Below are 15,523 nucleotides of genomic sequence, written 5' to 3'. Positions count from 1 at the left end.
ACAGTTGCGCAACCTACCTCAGCGACCTGGAGGGACCGGTGACTCGTCCTCGTCCGCTGGTCCCGCGCGAGGACCCCGCCGACAGCGTGCGGGTCGTCGGTGAGTTCGGCGTGATCGCCCGCGTCCTCGCGCGGTCCGGCGTCGCGCGGGTCGCCGAGGTCGGGCCCGGCGACGACGCGGCCGTGCTGCGCGCGCCCGACGGCCGCGTGGTCGCCACCACCGACGTACTGGTCGAGGGCCGGCACTTCCGGCGCGACTGGTCGTCGGCCGAGGACGTCGGCCACAAGGCGGCGGCGGCCAACCTCGCCGACGTGGCGGCGATGGGCGGGGTGACGACCGCGCTGCTGGTCGGCCTGGCCTGCCCGCCGGACACCCCGACGACGTGGCTGGAGGGGGTGGCCGCGGGGCTGGCCGAGGAGTGCGCGCCGCTGGGGGCGGCCGTCGTCGGCGGGGACACGGTGTCCGCGGCCCCGGACAGTGGCGGCGTCGTCCTGTCGGTGACCGCGCTGGGCGACCTGGGCGGCCGGGCGCCGGTGCTGCGCTCGGGGGCCCGACCCGGTGACGTGCTGGCCCTGGTCGGCCGGCTGGGCTGGTCGGCGTGCGGCCTGGCCGTGCTGCGGCGCGGGTTCACCAGCCCGGCCGCAGCAGTGGCCGCGCACCGCCGTCCGGCGCCGCCGTACGCGGCCGGCCCCGTCGCGGCCGAGGCCGGAGCGACGGCGATGTGCGACGTCAGCGACGGGCTGCTCGCCGACGCCGGGCACATCGCGGAGGAGAGCGGCGTGCTCGTCGACGTCGACCGGGCCGCGCTGGTCCGGGCGACCCTGGAGCTGCCCGGCCCGCTGCAGCAGGTCGCGGCCGCCCTCGGTGGGGACCCGATGGCCTGGGTGCTCACCGGCGGCGAGGACCACGCGCTGCTGGCCACCTTCCCGGCCGGTGCGGACCTGCCGGAGGGCTGGGCGCGGATCGGCACGGTGCGCGAGGGGGCGCCCGGCGTGCGTGTGGACGGCGAACCGGCCGAGGCGGCCGCCGCGGCCGTCGGGGCGGAGGCGACCGGTCATGCGCACTTCCGCTGAGGCCCGGCTGGCCGACGGCCGCCCGGTCGAGCTGCGGGCGGTGCCCTACGACGACCCGCTGGCCCACGAGCTCATCGGCCGGGTGCAGCAGGAGTACGTGACCCGCTACGGCGGGCCCGACGAGGCCGTGGTGGACCCGGCCGAGTTCGAGCCCCCGGCGGGACTGTTCCTCGTGGCCGAGGTGGACGGCGTCCCGGCGGGGTGCGGGGCCTGGCGGGTGCACGCGCCCGGCGTGGCCGAGGTCAAGCGCGTCTACGTGGAGCCGGCGTTCCGGCGGCAGGGGGTGGCCCAGCTGGTGATGGCCGCGCTGGAGGAGAGCGCGGCCGCGGCCGGCGCACGGTCGGTGGTGCTGAACTCCGGGTCCCGGCAACCCGAGGCGCTGGCGCTGTACGCCGCACTCGGCTACACCTCTGCACCCGGGTACGGCGTGTACGCCGGTATGCCCGGGGCGGTGTTCCTCGGCAAGCGCTTGACGGGTGAGGAGGAGCGGTGAGCGGAGCCGGTGTGGTGACGATCTCGGCCTCCTACGGCGCGGGCGGGGACCAGGTCGGTCCGGCCGTCGCCGCGCGGCTGGGCCTGGTCTTCCACGATCGCGCCATCCCCGCGCAGGTGGCCGGCCGGCTCGGCGTCCCGCTGGCCGAGGCCGAGGCCAACGACGAGACCGTCGCCCGCGGGCTGTGGCGGATCGTCGCCTCGCTGGGCACCATGCCCGACCCGATGGGCGGCGTCGTCCCGGTCACCGAGCAGCTCGACGAGCGGACGTTCCGGCTGCAGACCGAACGGGTGGTCCGCGAGATCGCCGAGGGAGAGGGCGGGGTGGTCCTCGGCCGGGCCGCCGCGCTGGTGCTGGGCGACCGGCCCGACGCGCTGCACGTCCGCTTCGACGGCCCCGAGCAGCGACGGCTCGACGCGGTGGTGGCGCGCACCGGACGCTCGCCCGACGAGGTGCGGCGGGAGCTGCGGGCCAACGACGCGGCCCGTGAGGGGTACGTGCGGCGGTCCTACCGGGTCGACCCGACCTCGCCGCGCATCTACCACCTGGTGATCGACAGCACGGCACTGCCGTTGCAGACGGTGGTCGACCTGGTGGTCGAGGCGGCCCGCGCCCGCGGCATCGGCTAGGGCCGTCTCGCCGGGGGAGGGCGGGAGTCAGCCGGCCCGGGACGCGACAGAGCCCGGGGGTCCGGGGACCTCCGGGCTCTGTCGCAGACGATCGGCCCCGTCCCGGGCCCCGCCCTCCTGCGAGGGGTGGGAGGACGGGTCCTCACTCAGGCGCGCACGACCTTGCCCGCGCGGATGCACGAGGTGCAGGCGTTGATGCGACGACGGTTGCCCGGGGCGACGAGCGCCCGCACGGACTGGATGTTCGGGTTCCAACGGCGCGGCGTCCGCCGGTGCGAGTGCGACACCGACATACCGAAACCGGGCCCCTTGCCACAGACATCGCACACGGCAGCCACGGTGGATCACTCCCAGGAGATTCGTTCACGGACGGCGGCACGCCGACGCGCCCGCACACAGACCAACGGAGAGTCTAACCGGTTCCCGGCGCGGACGTCGCAGAGGTGGGCAGGACCGCCCCTGGCGTCCGGTCGCCGACCCGGCGTCGTCGGTCCGCGTGGGTACCCTCCGGCCGTGGTGCCGGCCCTCGACGACGCCGCGGTCGGCCAGTGGTGCCGGGCCGCGGTCGTCGCCCTGTCCGCGGCCCGTGGCCGCATCGACGACCTCAACGTCTTCCCCGTCCCCGACGGGGACACCGGAACGAACCTGCTGGCCACCGCGGAGGCCGCCGCGGCCGCGCTCGACGAGGCGGACGACGGCGGCACCGGGTCCGCCTGGGCGCTGCTGGCCCGCGGCGCGGTGCTGGGCGCCCGCGGCAACTCCGGCACCATCCTCGCCCAGCTGTGGCGGGGGCTGGCCGACCAGCTCGCCGGGCAGCCCCCGGCCGACGGGCCGACGCTCGCCGCGGCCCTGCAGAAGGCCGCCGACACCGCCTACGGCGCGGTCGCCGACCCCGAGGAGGGGACCTTCCTCACCGTCGCGCGGGCCGGTGCGGAGGCGGCGGTCGCCGCGGTCGCCACCGGCCGTACCGCGCTGGGCGAGGTCGTGCGGGCCGCGGCCGACGGCGCCCGCGCGGCGCTCGAGGCGACGCCGGCGCAGCTGGCCGTGCTCCGCGACGCCGGTGTGGTCGACGCCGGCGGAGCGGGGCTGTGCCTGGTCCTCGACGCGCTGGTGACCACGGTGACCGGCGTCGAGCCCGCCCGTCCGTCGCTGGGCCGCCGGTCCGAGCGCGGGCACCCCCGACACGACCACGGCGACCTGCCGCACCAGCCGCCGGCCGGTCCCGGCAGCGAGGTGCAGTACCTGCTGGCCGACAGCGACGAGGGCGCCGTGGCGCGGCTGCACGAGCGGCTGGCCGCCCTCGGCGACAGCCTGGTGGTCGTCGGCGTCGACACCCCTGGCGGGCGGGAGTGGAACGTGCACGTGCACGTCGCCGACGTCGGCGCCGCGATCGAGGCCGGCATCGAGGCGGGCCGGCCGTACCGCATCTCGGTCAGCCCGCTGGCTCCGGTGCGGGCGCCGGCGCCGGTGGCCGACGCGCGGGCGGTCGTGGCGATCCTCCCGGACGGCGGTCTGGCCGAGCTGTTCGCCGACGAGGGCGCCGCCGTCGTCCCCTGCGGGCCCGACGGCGTCAGCGAGGACGACGTGCTCGCCGCCGTCCTGGGGTCCGGTGCGGCCGGCGTGGTGGTGCTGCCCAACGACCCGACGCTGACCGCACTCGCCGCCCGCGCTGCGGAGCGGGCCCGCGAGGAGGGCCGCGACGTCGCCGTCGTCCCCACCCGCTCCCCGGTGCAGGGCCTGGCCGCGCTGGCCGTCGCCGACCCCACCCGGCGTTTCGGCGACGACGTCATCACCATGGCCGAGGCGGCCGCGGCGACCCGCTGGGCCGAGCTCACCGTCGCCGAGCAGGAGGCGCTGACCAGCGCGGGTCGCTGCGCGCCCGGTGACGTGCTCGGCTCCGCGGAGGGCGACGTCGTGCTGATCGGCCCGGAGCCGGTCGCGGTGGCCTGCGAGCTGCTCGACCGGATGCTGTCGGCCGGCGGGGAGCTGGTCACCCTGGTCGTGGGCCCGGACGCCGGCCTCGCCGACGCCGTGTGCGCGCACCTCGCGGGCGCCCATCCCACGGTCGAGGTCACCCGCTACGACGGCGCACCCGAGGGGGTCTCGCTGCAGGTGGGGGTGGAGTGATGGCCGTGGAGATGACGACCCGACTGGACCGGGTGCTCGGTGCCAAGACCGCCAAGGCGATGGCCGAGACCCTGGGCCTGCACACCGTGCGCGACCTGCTGCGGCACTACCCGCACCGCTACGCCAAGCGGGGGGAGATGACCCGCCTCGACGACCTGCAGGTCGGCGACCGGGTGACCGTGCTGGCGCAGGTCCGGTCGGTCGACAGCCGCCCGATGCGGCAGCGGCGCGGCACCCTCACCGAGGTCACCGTCGGCGACGGGGCCGGGACGATGAAGCTCGTCTTCTTCAACCACCGGCACGCCCGCCTGGTGCCCGGCGCCTGGGGCCTGTTCGCCGGCACGGTCAGCGAGTACCGCAGCAAGCTGCAGTTCGCCCATCCCGACTGCCACCTCATGACCGGGGACGACGAGGACGTCGACTGGGCGCGCGCGCTCATCCCGATCTACCCGGCCAGCAAGGAGGTCTCCAGCTGGGTGATCCAGCGATCGGTGCGGTTGCTGCTCGACGCCTCCGGCGGTTTCGGCTTCGTCGAGGACCCGCTGCCCGAGGCGCTGCGCACCCGGCACGGGCTGCCGAGCCTCCCGGCCGCGCTGCTCGACATCCACCGGCCCACCTCCGACGACGACGTCGAGCGCGCCGAGTACCGGCTCAAGTGGGACGAGGCGCTCACCCTCCAGCTGACCCTCGCCGCCCGGCGCCGCGCCGCCGCGCTGGAGCCCGGCGTGGCCCGGCCCCGGCGGTCCGGCGGCCTGCTGGACGCCGTCGACGCGTCGCTGCCCTTCGCGCTCACCGAGGGTCAGCGCGAGGTGGGGGAGGAGCTGGCTGCTGAGCTCGCCCGCGAGCAGCCCATGCACCGGCTGCTCCAGGGTGAGGTCGGCGCGGGCAAGACCGTCGTCGCGCTGCGGGCCATGGCCCAGGTCGTCGACGCCGGCGGCCAGGCCGCGCTGCTGGCCCCCACCGAGGTGCTCGCCGCCCAGCACGCGCGCAGCATCAGCGCGATGCTCGGGCCCCTGGGGCGCGCCGGCGAGCTGGACGGCGACCCGGCCGGCACCCGCGTCGTGCTGCTCACCGGCTCGCAGAAGGCCGCCGCCCGACGGGAGGGGCGGGCTGCGGTCGCCGACGGCAGCGCCGGCATCGTCATCGGCACGCACGCGCTGCTGCAGGCGGGCGTGGACTTCGCCGACCTCGGCCTCGTCGTCGTCGACGAGCAGCACCGCTTCGGCGTCGAGCAGCGCGACGCGCTGCGGGCCAAGGGCAACCGGCCCCCGCACGTGCTGGTCATGACCGCCACGCCGATCCCGCGCACGGTCGCGATGACCGTCTACGGCGACCTCGAGACCTCCACGCTGCGCCAGCTGCCCGGTGGCCGCGGCGGCGTGGCCAGCTCGGTGGTCCCGGTCCGGGACAAGCCGGCCTGGCTCGACCGCGCGTGGGAGCGGCTGCGCGAGGAGGTGGCCGCCGGCCGTCAGGCCTACGTCGTCTGCCCCCGCATCGGCGAGGACGCCGCCACCGAGGAGGAGCCCGACGACGCCGACGGCGCGCCGGCCGAAGAGGGTCCGGGGCGCCGTCCGCCGCTGGCCGTCCTCGACGTCGCCGAGCAGCTGCGCGAGGGACCGCTGGCCGGGCTGCGCCTCGAGGTGCTGCACGGCCGGATGACGCCGGAGGACAAGGAGGCGCGGATGCGGGCCTTCGCGGCGGGCGAGGTCGACGTGCTGGTCGCCACCACCGTCGTGGAGGTCGGCGTCGACGTGCCCAACGCCACGGTGATGGTGGTCATGGACGCCGACCGCTTCGGCGTCAGCCAGCTGCACCAGCTGCGCGGCCGGGTGGCCCGCGGCAAGCACCAGGGGCTGTGCCTGCTGGTCTCCGAGGCGCCCACCGCCTCGGCCACCGGGCAGCGGCTGGCCGCGGTCGCCGGCACCTCCGACGGCTTCGAGCTGGCCCGGCTGGACCTCGAGACCCGCCGCGAGGGCGACGTGCTGGGCGCCGCCCAGTCCGGCCGCCGCTCGGGCATCAAGCTGCTGTCCCTGCTGGAGGACGAGCAGCTCATCGCCGAGGCGCGCGCCGAGGCCACCGCCCTGCTGGAGACCGACCGCGGCCTGGCCGACGTCCCCGGCCTGGCCATGGAGGTGGCCGCGCTGGCCACCGACGAGCGCGCCACGTACCTGGAGAAGGCATGAAGAGGGACCCCTCGACGGACCCCTCGCCCCCCGGGAACGGCCTTCCTGCCCCCCACCGCTCGCATGCTCGCGGCGGGACCCTGCAGGAGGGCCGTTCGCCGTTCGCGGCGGGCCCCTGCGAGGGGCCGCCCCGCACGCTCGGGGCGAGCCTCTGGACGGGGCCGAAGGCGTGACCAGGATCATCGCCGGCACGGCCGGCGGACGGCGGCTGAAGGTGCCGCCCTCGGGCGTGCGGCCCACCGGCGACCGCGCCCGGGAGGGGCTGTTCAACAGCCTCTCGACGCTGACCGCCCTCGACGGCGCCGCCGTGCTGGACCTGTACGCCGGCTCGGGTGCCCTGGGCCTCGAGGCGCTCAGCCGCGGCGCGGCCCAGGTGGTGTTCGTCGAGAACGGTCCGCGGGTGCTGCCGGTGCTGCGCGCCAACATCGACGCGGTGGGCCTGCCCGGCGCACGGGTGGTGTCCGGCTCGGTGCCCACGGTGGTCGCCGGGCCGCCGCCGGCCCGCTTCGACGTCGTGCTCGCCGACCCGCCCTACGCCACGCCGCTGCCCGAGGTCCTCGGGGTGCTCGAGGCGCTGGTCACGGGGGAGTGGCTGGCCGAGGACGCCGTGGTCGTCGTCGAGCGCGCCAGCCGCGAGGGGCCCTTCGAGTGGCCGACACCGCTGCGCGGACTGCGCGAGCGCCGCTACGGCGAGGCCGTGCTCCGGTACGGTCGCTGTCCGTGAGGCGAGCGGTCTGCCCCGGGTCGTTCGACCCCGTGACGAACGGCCACGTCGACGTCATCACCCGGGCGGCGGCCCTCTACGACGAGCTGGTCGTCGCCGTCCTGGTCAACCCCGGCAAGGCCGGGCTGTTCAGCGTCGACGAGCGCATGGCTCTGCTGCGCGACGCGGTCGCAGACCTCCCGAACGTGACCGTCGACAGCTTCCAGGGCCTGCTCGTGGACTACTGCCGCGACAACGACATCCCGGTGATCGTCAAGGGGCTGCGCGCGGTGAGCGACTTCGAGTACGAGCTGCAGATGGCGCAGATGAACCGCGAGCTGGCCGGGGTGGAGACGCTCTTCGTGCCCACCGCGCCGCAGGTCGGCCACCTGTCCTCCAGCCTGGTGAAGCAGATCGCCACCTTCGGCGGTGACGTGTCCGGGTTGGTCCCCAAGGCCGTCAACGAGCGGCTGACCGCGCACCGGGCGGAGGAGACGTGACCGAGCTCGCGAGGTCACGCGGGGACGCAGCACCGCCGGTCGCGGCTCCGACGAGCGACGGCGAGGAGGGGACGTGACCGAGGTCGTCTATCGGCTCTACGAGACCGTCGACGAGCTGAGCAGCGTCATCGAGAACGCCCGCAGCGTGCCGATGTCCGGCGGCTCGTGCATGGTGCCCCGCGACGTCGTGCTCGACCTGCTCGACGACCTCCGGGAGAACCTGCCCGCCGAGGTGCACAAGGCCGGCGCGATCGTCGAGCAGCGCACCGAGATCCTCCAGCAGGCGCAGGCCGAGGCCGAGCGGCTGACCGGTCGCACCCGCAGCGAGTCCGAGCAGGTCGTCGCAGCGGCCCGGCGGCAGCGCGAGGAGATCCTCGGCACGGCCCGCCGGCAGCGCGACGACCTCCTCGCCCGCGCGCAGGCCGAGGCCGAGGCCCTGCTCGCCCAGGCCGAGGAGGAGGCCGAGCAGATCGTCGAGGAGGCCCGCCGGCACCGCGAGGCGCTGATCGCCGACGCGCAGGCCGAGCACGAACGGCTGATCAGCGAGACCGAGGTCTACCGGGGTGCGGTCGCCCGCGCCGACGAGCTGGGCGCGCAGACCGCGGCGGACGTCGCCCGGATGCGGACCGAGGTCGACGAGTACGTCGACACCCGGCTGGCCGACTTCGGCGGCACGCTCGAGCGGATGCTGCGCTCGGTCGAGAAGGCGCGGGCCAACCTCCGCGAGTGAGGGGACCCCGTCCTCCCCACCCCTCGCAGGCCGAGGGCGGGACCCGGGGCGGGGCAGCGGGACCCGGGACAAGGCCACCTCCGCTCCGGAACGGCGTCGCTCCCCATCGGGTAGGCTGGGTCCCTGGTCCGGACCGCCGGAGGTCCCTGCACCCCGGCCGGCCACCTCCCCCGATCCCTACCGCGAGTACCGACATGCCTGCCGCACCGCCGCCCCGCCCAGGCGCCGCGTCCCCGGACGCCCGGCGTCCCGCTGGCAACCCCTGGTTCGTGGACCTGCGGGAGCTCGGCCGCCGCGCCGGCTCGATGCAGGAGATCGAGCGCACGCTCCCCGCGCCCGCCGGCTGGCGGGTCGAGCTCATCGGCGTCCCCGAGGGTGCCGAGGTCCGGCTGCGGCTGCGGCTGGAGTCGGTCATGGAGGGGGTGCTGGTCTCCGGGGAGATCGACGTCCCCGTCACCGGCTCGTGCGCGCGCTGCCTGGAGCCGCTCGAGGACACCCTCGAGCTCGACGTCCAGGAGCTGTTCGCCTACGAGGGCAGCACCACCGAGGCCACCAGCGAGGAGGACGAGGTCCGCCGCGTCGAGGCCGAGCACATCGACCTCGAGCCGATGGTCCGCGACCTCGTCGTCCTGAGCCTGCCGCTGGCGCCGACCTGCACCGAGGACTGCGCCGGCCTGTGCGTCGACTGCGGGCAGCGGCTCGACGACCTGCCCGCCGACCACACGCACGAGCGACTCGACCCGCGCTGGGCCGGGCTCGCCGGCCGTTTCGCCGCCGCACCGGGCACTCCCGGTGCGGACAACCCAGAGGAGAACTGACGTGGCCGTCCCGAAGCGGAAGATGTCCCGCGCCAACACCCGTGCCCGGCGCTCGCAGTGGAAGGCCTCCGCGCCGACCCTGACGCCGTGCCCGAACCGGGCCTGCGGCCAGCCCAAGCCGCCGCACCAGGCCTGCCCGAACTGCGGGCAGTACGCGGGCCGTCAGGTCCTCTCGGTCTGACCCCGGCAGGACCAGCCGTGGGGACGACGGCCACCGGTACCCAGCCCGCTCGGGGCGGGGCCGCCGGTCGCTCCCCGGCGGATGCGGTGCACGCCGACCGCGCGGCCGCCTGGCTCCTCGACGCCCTCGGTGTCGAGCTGCCCGGCGGCCTGCTGGCGTTGGCGCTGACCCACCGCTCCTACGCCTACGAGCACGGCGGGCTGCCGACCAACGAGCGGCTGGAGTTCCTCGGCGACTCGGTGCTCGGCCTGGTCGTCACCGACGAGCTCTACCGGCGCCACCCCGAGCTGCCCGAGGGCCGGCTGGCCAAGCTGCGCGCCTCGGTGGTCAACATGACCTCGCTGGCCGGCGTCGCCCGCCGGCTCGGGGACGGCGGTCTGGGCCCGCACCTGCTGCTGGGCCGCGGCGAGGAGACCACCGGCGGCCGGGAGAAGGACTCGATCCTCGCCGACGCGGTGGAGGCGCTCATCGGTGCCGTGCACGTCGGGCTGGGCCTGGACACCGCTGCGGAGATCGTGCACCAGCTGTTCGACCCGCTGCTCGACCTGGCCGCCACCCGCGGCGCCGGTCTGGACTGGAAGACCAGCCTCCAGGAGCTGGGCGCCCGGCTCGGGCTCGGTGCGCCGACCTACGTGGTCGAGGACACCGGCCCCGACCACGCCAAGACCTTCACCGCCGCCGTCGTCCTCTCCGGCGCCGTCCACGGCCGCGGGTCCGGGCGCACCAAGAAGGCGGCCGAGCAGGAGGCCGCCGAGGCTGCCTGGCGCGCGCTGTCCGACGGCGCCGGCCCGGACGGCGGTGCGGCCGGTGAGGTCGTCCCGGCCGAGTCCGGGGCGAGCTGACCCGTGCCCGAGTTGCCCGAGGTCGAGGTCGTCCGGCGCGGTCTGGAACGCTGGGTCGCCGGGCGCACCGTCGCCGCCGTCGAGGTGCGCCACCCGCGTGCCGTCCGCCGCCACCTCGAGGGCGTCGACCACTTCGTCGCCGCGCTGACCGGACGCACGCTGACCGCCGCGCACCGCCGCGGCAAGTACCTGTGGCTGCCGCTGGCCGAGGCCGACGGCACGCCCGTCGGTCAGGCGCTCGTCGCGCACCTCGGGATGAGCGGCCAGCTGCTGGTCGAGAAGCCGTCGCAGCCCGACGAGACGCACCTGCGCGCCCGCTTCACCTTCACCGACGGGGGCCGCGAGCTGCGCTTCGTCGACCAGCGCACCTTCGGTGGGCTCGCCGTCGAGGACGCCGACGGGGAGCAGATCCCGAGCCGGCTCGCGCACATCGCCATCGACCCGCTCGACGAGAGCTTCGACGCCGACGGGTTCAGCGCGGCACTGCGCCGCCGGCGCACCGAGGTCAAACGGGCGCTGCTGGACCAGACGCTGATCGGCGGGGTCGGCAACATCTACGCCGACGAGTCGCTGTGGCGGGCCCGGTTGCACGGCAACCGCCCGACCGACCGGCTGACCCGGGCCCAGGTCGCCGACCTGCTGGAGGGGGTGCGGGACGTGCTGACCGAGAGCCTCGCGCAGGGCGGCACCTCCTTCGACTCCCTCTACGTCGACGTCAACGGGCAGAGCGGCTACTTCTCCCGGCACCTCGCCGTCTACGGCCAGGCCGACCGGCCCTGCCCGCGCTGCGGGACGCCGATCGTGCGCGAGTCGTTCATGAACCGCTCGAGCTACAGCTGCCCGCGCTGCCAGCCGCGCCCGAGAGCCCGACGCCCGTGACGCGGCGCAGGGTCGTGGCCCTGGTCTCGGGCTCGGTGCAGGGCGTCGGCTACCGCTGGTTCGTCCGCGGGCGGGCCGAGGCGGCGGGCCTGGCCGGCTCGGCCACCAACCTGCCCGACGGGCGGGTCGAGGTCGTCCTCGAGGGTCCGGACGCCGCGGTGGACGCCGTCCTGGCCGACCTGCAGGGCCCGCGGGCGCCCGGTGCGGTGTCGCGGGTCGACGTCCGGGACGAGCCGGTCCAGGGGAGAACGGGCTTCACGACGGCGTGACCAACGTGACACCTCCCCGACACGGTGGCGTTGGAGTGTGCCCGTTGACCTGCGTGTCCGAGCCTGTCACCCTGGGAACACACGGACCGCGCCGACCGTCGTAAGGGGCGCAGGTCATATCCTCACGCAGTCGAAAGGCCGTTGTTGCCATGGCCAAGGCCCTGTTCGGTCACGTTGTCGCCCCCGCGGAGCTCCGAGTAGTCGAGGAGAACGCCGTCCTGCGAGCCCGGGTGCGCCGACTGGAGCAGGAACTGCAGGAGCTGCGCGCACAGCGCGAGGCCGCCATCGCCCACGAGCTGCTCAGCCTGGCCGGCGAGAACGCCCAGCCCGCGCTGGCCTGAAAGAGGACCCCTCTGCCCCCCGCCACTCGCGAGCTCTCGGCGGGACCCTGCAGAAGGGCCGCTCCGGCACCACACCCGCCTCGCCCGCCCCTGACTGTCCGGGGGCGGGCTCACCGCCGGGCTAGAGTCCCGAACCCGTGCACCTGTCGAGCCTGACACTGAAGGGCTTCAAGTCCTTCGCGTCCGCGACGACCCTGCGCCTCGAGCCGGGGATCACCGCCGTCGTCGGACCCAACGGCTCCGGGAAGTCCAACGTCGTCGACGCCATCGCCTGGGTGCTGGGCGAGCAGGGTGCCAAGAGCCTGCGCGGCGGCAAGATGGAGGACGTCATCTTCGCCGGCACCGCCGGCCGCCCCGCCCTCGGCCGGGCCGAGGTGACCCTCACCATCGACAACGCCGACGGCGCCCTGCCGATCGACTACACCGAGGTCTCGATCACCCGGCGGATGTACCGCTCCGGTGAGAGCGAGTACGAGATCAACGGGGACAAGGTCCGGTTGCTCGACGTCCAGGAGCTGCTCAGCGACTCGGGCATCGGCCGCGAGATGCACGTCATCGTCGGCCAGGGCCAGCTCGACGCCGTCCTCTCCGGCCGCCCCGAGGACCGCCGCGCCTTCATCGAGGAGGCCGCCGGCGTCCTCAAGCACCGCAAGCGCAAGGAGAAGGCGCTCCGCAAGCTCGACGCGATGCAGGCCAACCTCGACCGGCTGGCCGACCTCACCGCCGAGCTGCGCCGCCAGCTCAAGCCGCTGGGCCGGCAGGCCGAGGTCGCCCGCCGCGCGGCGGGGGTGCAGGCCGACCTCCGGGACGCGCGGCTGCGGCTGCTCGCCGACGACCTGGTGCAGCTGCGCGACGCGCTGGACAAGGACGTCGCCGACGAGACCGCCGCACGGGCGCGGCGCACCGTGGTCGAGGCCCAACTGGCCCGGACGTCGGCACGCGAGTCGGCGCTGGAGAGCGACCTCGCCGCGAACGCCCCCCTGCTGGCCACCGCCCAGGACACCTGGTACCGGCTCTCCGCCCTCACCGAGCGCTTCCGCGGGATCGCGCAGCTGGCCGCCGAACGGCACCGCCACCTCTCCGCCGCGCCACCCGCGGCCGCCGCCGGCCGGGACCCCGACCAGCTCGAGGCCGAGGCCGACCGGGTCGCCGCCACCGAGGCCAAGCTCGCCGCAGGGCTGGAGTCCGAGCGCGGCCGCCTGGCTGCCGCCGTCGCCGCCCGCACCGAGGTCGAGGCCGCGCTCGCCGAGGCCGAGCGGGCCTGGGTCGCCGCCGCCCGCGCGCTGGCCGACCGCCGGGAGGGCCTGGCCCGGCTCTCCGGCCAGGTCGCCGCCGCCCGCTCCCGCGTCGCCGCGGGTGAGTCGGAGATCGAGCGCCTGGCGCTGGCCGCCGGCGAGGCCGCCGACCGCGCCGAGGTCGCCGCCGAGCGGCTGGCCGAGCGCCGGGAGGCGGTCGCCGAGCAGGAGGACGGCGACGTCGCCCTCGTCACCGCGCACCAGGACGCCGTCGCCGCGCACGCCGAGGCCGCGAGGGTGGTGACCGAGCTGGTCGCCGCCGAGCGGGCCGCCGAGCGGGACCGCGCCTCCGCGCAGGCCCGGCGCGACACCCTCGCCCAGGGGCTGGCTCCTGCCGACGGCGCGGCCGCGGTGCTCGCCGGCGGGCTGCCGGGCGTGCTGGGCCCGGTGACCGAGCGCGTCACCGTCGCGCCCGGCGCCGAGGTCGCGCTGTCCGCGGCCCTCGCCGGCATGGCCGACGCGCTCGTCGTCGACTCCGTCGCCGGTGCCGCCGCCGCGCTCGCCCACCTCAAGGACGTCCAGGGCGGCCGGGCCGGGCTGGTGGTCACCGGCGGCCTGCCCGCGCTGCCCCGCGACGGCTGGCCGCAGCTGCCCGAGGGCGTGCGCTGGGCCCGCGACCTCCTCGACGCCCCCGAGGAGCTGCACCCGGCCCTGGACCGCGCGCTGGACCGGGTCGCCGTCGTGCCCTCGCTCGACGCCGCCGTCACCCTCGTCAGCCGCCACCCGCGGGTCCGGGCCGTGACCGCGGACGGCGACCTGGTCGGCTCCGACTGGTCGGTCGGCGGCCAGGCCGACGCGCCGTCCGGTCTGGAGGTCCGCGCCCGGGTGGACGACGCCGAGCGGGAGCTGGCCGCCGCGTCCGCGCGCGCCGCCGAGCTCGCCGACCGGCTGGCCGCCGCGCGGGAGACCGCCCGCGCCCGCTCCGCCGACGTCGATGAGGCCCTCGCCGCCCGCCAGGCCGCCGACCGCAGCCGCTCCGCCGTCGCCGCGCAGCTGGCCGAGCTGGGCGCGGCCGCCCGGTCGGCCAGCGCCGAGGCCGAGCGCTCGGCGGCCGCCCGGGTGCGCGCCGAGCAGGCGCTCGAGCAGGCGCAGGCCGCGCTCGCCGGGCTGGCGGAGCGGCTGGCTCACGCCGAGGCCGCGCCGGTGGAGGAGGAGCCCGACCCCGCCGAGCGTGACCGGCTTCGGCTGGAGGCTGCGGCCGCCCGCCAGGCCGAGACCGAGGCGCGGTTGGCGGTGCGCACCGCCGAGGAGCGGGCCCGGGCGCTGTCCGGGCGCGCGGAGTCACTGCGCCGGCAGGCCCGCCAGGAGCGGGCCGCCCGCGAGCGCGCCGCCGCGGCCCGCATCGCCCGAGAGCGCGGTGCGCAGGTCGCCGCCCGCGTGCGGTCCGGCGCGGAGACGGCGCTGACCGCGCTGGCGTCGTCCCTGGAGCGGGCGGCCGCCGAGCGCGACGAGCTCGCCCGCGTGCGCACCGCCCGTGAGGCCGAGCTGCTCGAGGTGCGCGCCGCCGTCCGGTCGGCCACGGCGGAGCTGGAGCGGCTGACCGACGAGGTGCACCGCGACGAGGTGGCCCGCGCCGAGCAGCGCTACCGCATCGAGGCACTGGAGGACCGGGCCGCCGAGGAGTACGGAGTCGACCTGTCCACCCTGCTGGCCGAGTACGGGCCGGCGGCCCCGGTGCCGCCCACTCCCGCGCAGCTCGCGGCCGCGCAGGACGCCGGCGAGCCCGAACCCGCCCCGGTGCCCTACGACCGGGCCGCGCAGGAGCGCCGCGCCGCGAGGGCCGAGCGCGACCTGGCCACGCTGGGCAAGGTCAACCCGCTGGCGCTGGAGGAGTTCGCGGCGCTCGAGGAGCGGCACGGCTTCCTCGCCACCCAACTCGAGGACCTCAAGGCCACCCGCCGCGACCTGCTCACCGTCGTCCGCGAGGTCGACGGGCGCATCCACGACGTCTTCGCCTCGGCCTTCGCCGACGTCCAGCGGGAGTTCGAGCAGGTCTTCGCGGTCCTCTTCCCGGGCGGGCACGGGCGGCTGCACCTCACCGATCCCGAGGACATGCTGACCACCGGGGTCGAGGTCGAGGCCCGCCCGCCGGGCAAGAAGGTCAAGCGGCTCTCGCTGCTCTCCGGCGGCGAGCGCTCCCTGACCGCCGTCGCGCTGCTCGTGGCCATCTTCCGGGCCCGCCCCTCACCGTTCTACGTGCTCGACGAGGTGGAGGCCGCCCTCGATGACGTCAACCTCGGCCGGCTGCTGACTCTCGTCGAGCAGTTGCGCGCGACCTCGCAGCTGATCGTCATCACGCACCAGAAGCGGACGATGGAGATCGCCGACTCGCTCTACGGCGTGAGCATGCGCGGCGACGGCATCACCGGCGTCATCAGCCAGCGCCTGCGCGAGGCCGAGCCGGCGTAGGCACCGGCGTAGGCATAGGAGGCAATACCTACGTCCTCGGCCCCGAGGACG

At 76.4% G+C, this 15,523-nt stretch carries 16 protein-coding genes; 15 read left to right on the top strand and 1 reads right to left on the bottom strand.

All coding sequences use genetic code 11. From position 1 onward, the window contains the following. Positions 1-38 precede the first annotated feature (38 nt). Genes ACU610_RS14250 through ACU610_RS14240 form a run of 3 tightly spaced genes read left to right on the top strand, consistent with a single transcriptional unit; the run spans position 39 to position 2,195 of the window. Positions 39-1,073 carry a thiamine-phosphate kinase gene (locus ACU610_RS14250; RefSeq protein WP_446768365.1) on the top strand — a complete coding sequence of 345 codons (1,035 nt, stop codon included), beginning with the start codon at positions 39-41 and terminating at the stop codon, positions 1,071-1,073. Continuing rightward, complete coding sequence (locus tag ACU610_RS14245; protein WP_446768364.1) at positions 1,057-1,566, top strand: GNAT family N-acetyltransferase; 510 nt, start codon at positions 1,057-1,059, stop codon at positions 1,564-1,566. The genes ACU610_RS14250 and ACU610_RS14245 overlap by 17 nt, the downstream gene beginning before the upstream one ends. Next, a complete protein-coding gene (locus tag ACU610_RS14240) occupies positions 1,563-2,195 on the top strand; it encodes a cytidylate kinase-like family protein (RefSeq protein ID WP_446768363.1) in 633 nt (210 codons plus the stop codon). The genes ACU610_RS14245 and ACU610_RS14240 overlap by 4 nt, the downstream gene beginning before the upstream one ends. A gap of 146 nt (positions 2,196-2,341) precedes the next feature. Here ACU610_RS14240 and rpmB read toward each other — a convergent pair whose 3' ends face one another. Continuing rightward, entirely contained in the window at positions 2,342-2,524 is a 183-nt protein-coding gene (gene rpmB / locus ACU610_RS14235) for a 50S ribosomal protein L28 (protein ID WP_425283681.1), read from the bottom strand. 184 nt (positions 2,525-2,708) lie between these two features. On the opposite strand from rpmB, the gene ACU610_RS14230 reads away from it, so the two are divergent. The 12 genes from ACU610_RS14230 (at position 2,709) to smc (ending at position 15,472) form a co-directional block, all read left to right on the top strand. Then, positions 2,709-4,322: a DAK2 domain-containing protein gene (locus tag ACU610_RS14230; RefSeq protein WP_446768362.1), complete on the top strand. Its 1,614-nt coding sequence runs from the start codon at positions 2,709-2,711 to the stop codon at positions 4,320-4,322. Between the two features lie 11 nt (positions 4,323-4,333). Next, positions 4,334-6,505, top strand: coding sequence for an ATP-dependent DNA helicase RecG (gene recG, locus ACU610_RS14225; RefSeq protein WP_446768361.1), 2,172 nt, complete (start codon positions 4,334-4,336; stop codon positions 6,503-6,505). A 169-nt stretch (positions 6,506-6,674) separates the two neighbouring features. Then, a complete protein-coding gene (gene rsmD, locus ACU610_RS14220; protein ID WP_446768360.1) occupies positions 6,675-7,229 on the top strand; it encodes a 16S rRNA (guanine(966)-N(2))-methyltransferase RsmD in 555 nt (184 codons plus the stop codon). Then, complete coding sequence (coaD, locus tag ACU610_RS14215; protein ID WP_446768359.1) at positions 7,226-7,708, top strand: pantetheine-phosphate adenylyltransferase; 483 nt, start codon at positions 7,226-7,228, stop codon at positions 7,706-7,708. The genes rsmD and coaD overlap by 4 nt, the downstream gene beginning before the upstream one ends. A 73-nt stretch (positions 7,709-7,781) precedes the next feature. Next, positions 7,782-8,438, top strand: a complete 657-nt coding sequence (locus ACU610_RS14210; protein ID WP_446768358.1) for a hypothetical protein — start codon at positions 7,782-7,784, stop codon at positions 8,436-8,438. A gap of 269 nt (positions 8,439-8,707) precedes the next feature. Then, positions 8,708-9,256, top strand: coding sequence for a YceD family protein (locus ACU610_RS14205; protein ID WP_446768357.1), 549 nt, complete (start codon positions 8,708-8,710; stop codon positions 9,254-9,256). Position 9,257: 1 nt separating this feature from the next. After that, complete coding sequence (gene rpmF / locus ACU610_RS14200) at positions 9,258-9,437, top strand: 50S ribosomal protein L32 (protein WP_012950020.1); 180 nt, start codon at positions 9,258-9,260, stop codon at positions 9,435-9,437. Positions 9,438-9,454: 17 nt separating this feature from the next. Beyond that, complete coding sequence (gene rnc, locus ACU610_RS14195; protein WP_446768356.1) at positions 9,455-10,279, top strand: ribonuclease III; 825 nt, start codon at positions 9,455-9,457, stop codon at positions 10,277-10,279. Between the two features lie 3 nt (positions 10,280-10,282). Further along, positions 10,283-11,158 (top strand): bifunctional DNA-formamidopyrimidine glycosylase/DNA-(apurinic or apyrimidinic site) lyase, encoded by an 876-nt coding sequence (gene mutM / locus ACU610_RS14190; protein ID WP_446768355.1) that lies wholly within the window; start codon positions 10,283-10,285, stop codon positions 11,156-11,158. Next, on the top strand, positions 11,155-11,427 hold the full coding sequence (locus ACU610_RS14185; protein WP_446768354.1) for an acylphosphatase: 273 nt from the start codon (positions 11,155-11,157) through the stop codon (positions 11,425-11,427). Before mutM ends, ACU610_RS14185 begins: the two co-directional genes overlap by 4 nt. A 149-nt stretch (positions 11,428-11,576) precedes the next feature. After that, the gene (locus ACU610_RS14180; protein WP_446768353.1) at positions 11,577-11,768 is read left to right on the top strand and encodes a hypothetical protein; all 192 of its coding nucleotides are present in this window, start codon (positions 11,577-11,579) and stop codon (positions 11,766-11,768) included. A 137-nt stretch (positions 11,769-11,905) separates the two neighbouring features. Next, entirely contained in the window at positions 11,906-15,472 is a 3,567-nt protein-coding gene (gene smc, locus ACU610_RS14175) for a chromosome segregation protein SMC (RefSeq protein WP_446768352.1), read from the top strand. The last annotated feature ends 51 nt before the right edge of the window (positions 15,473-15,523 follow it).

It is taken from the genome of Geodermatophilus sp. URMC 61 (assembly GCF_052931555.1).
This window is presented reverse-complemented; position numbering and strand designations above follow the sequence as displayed.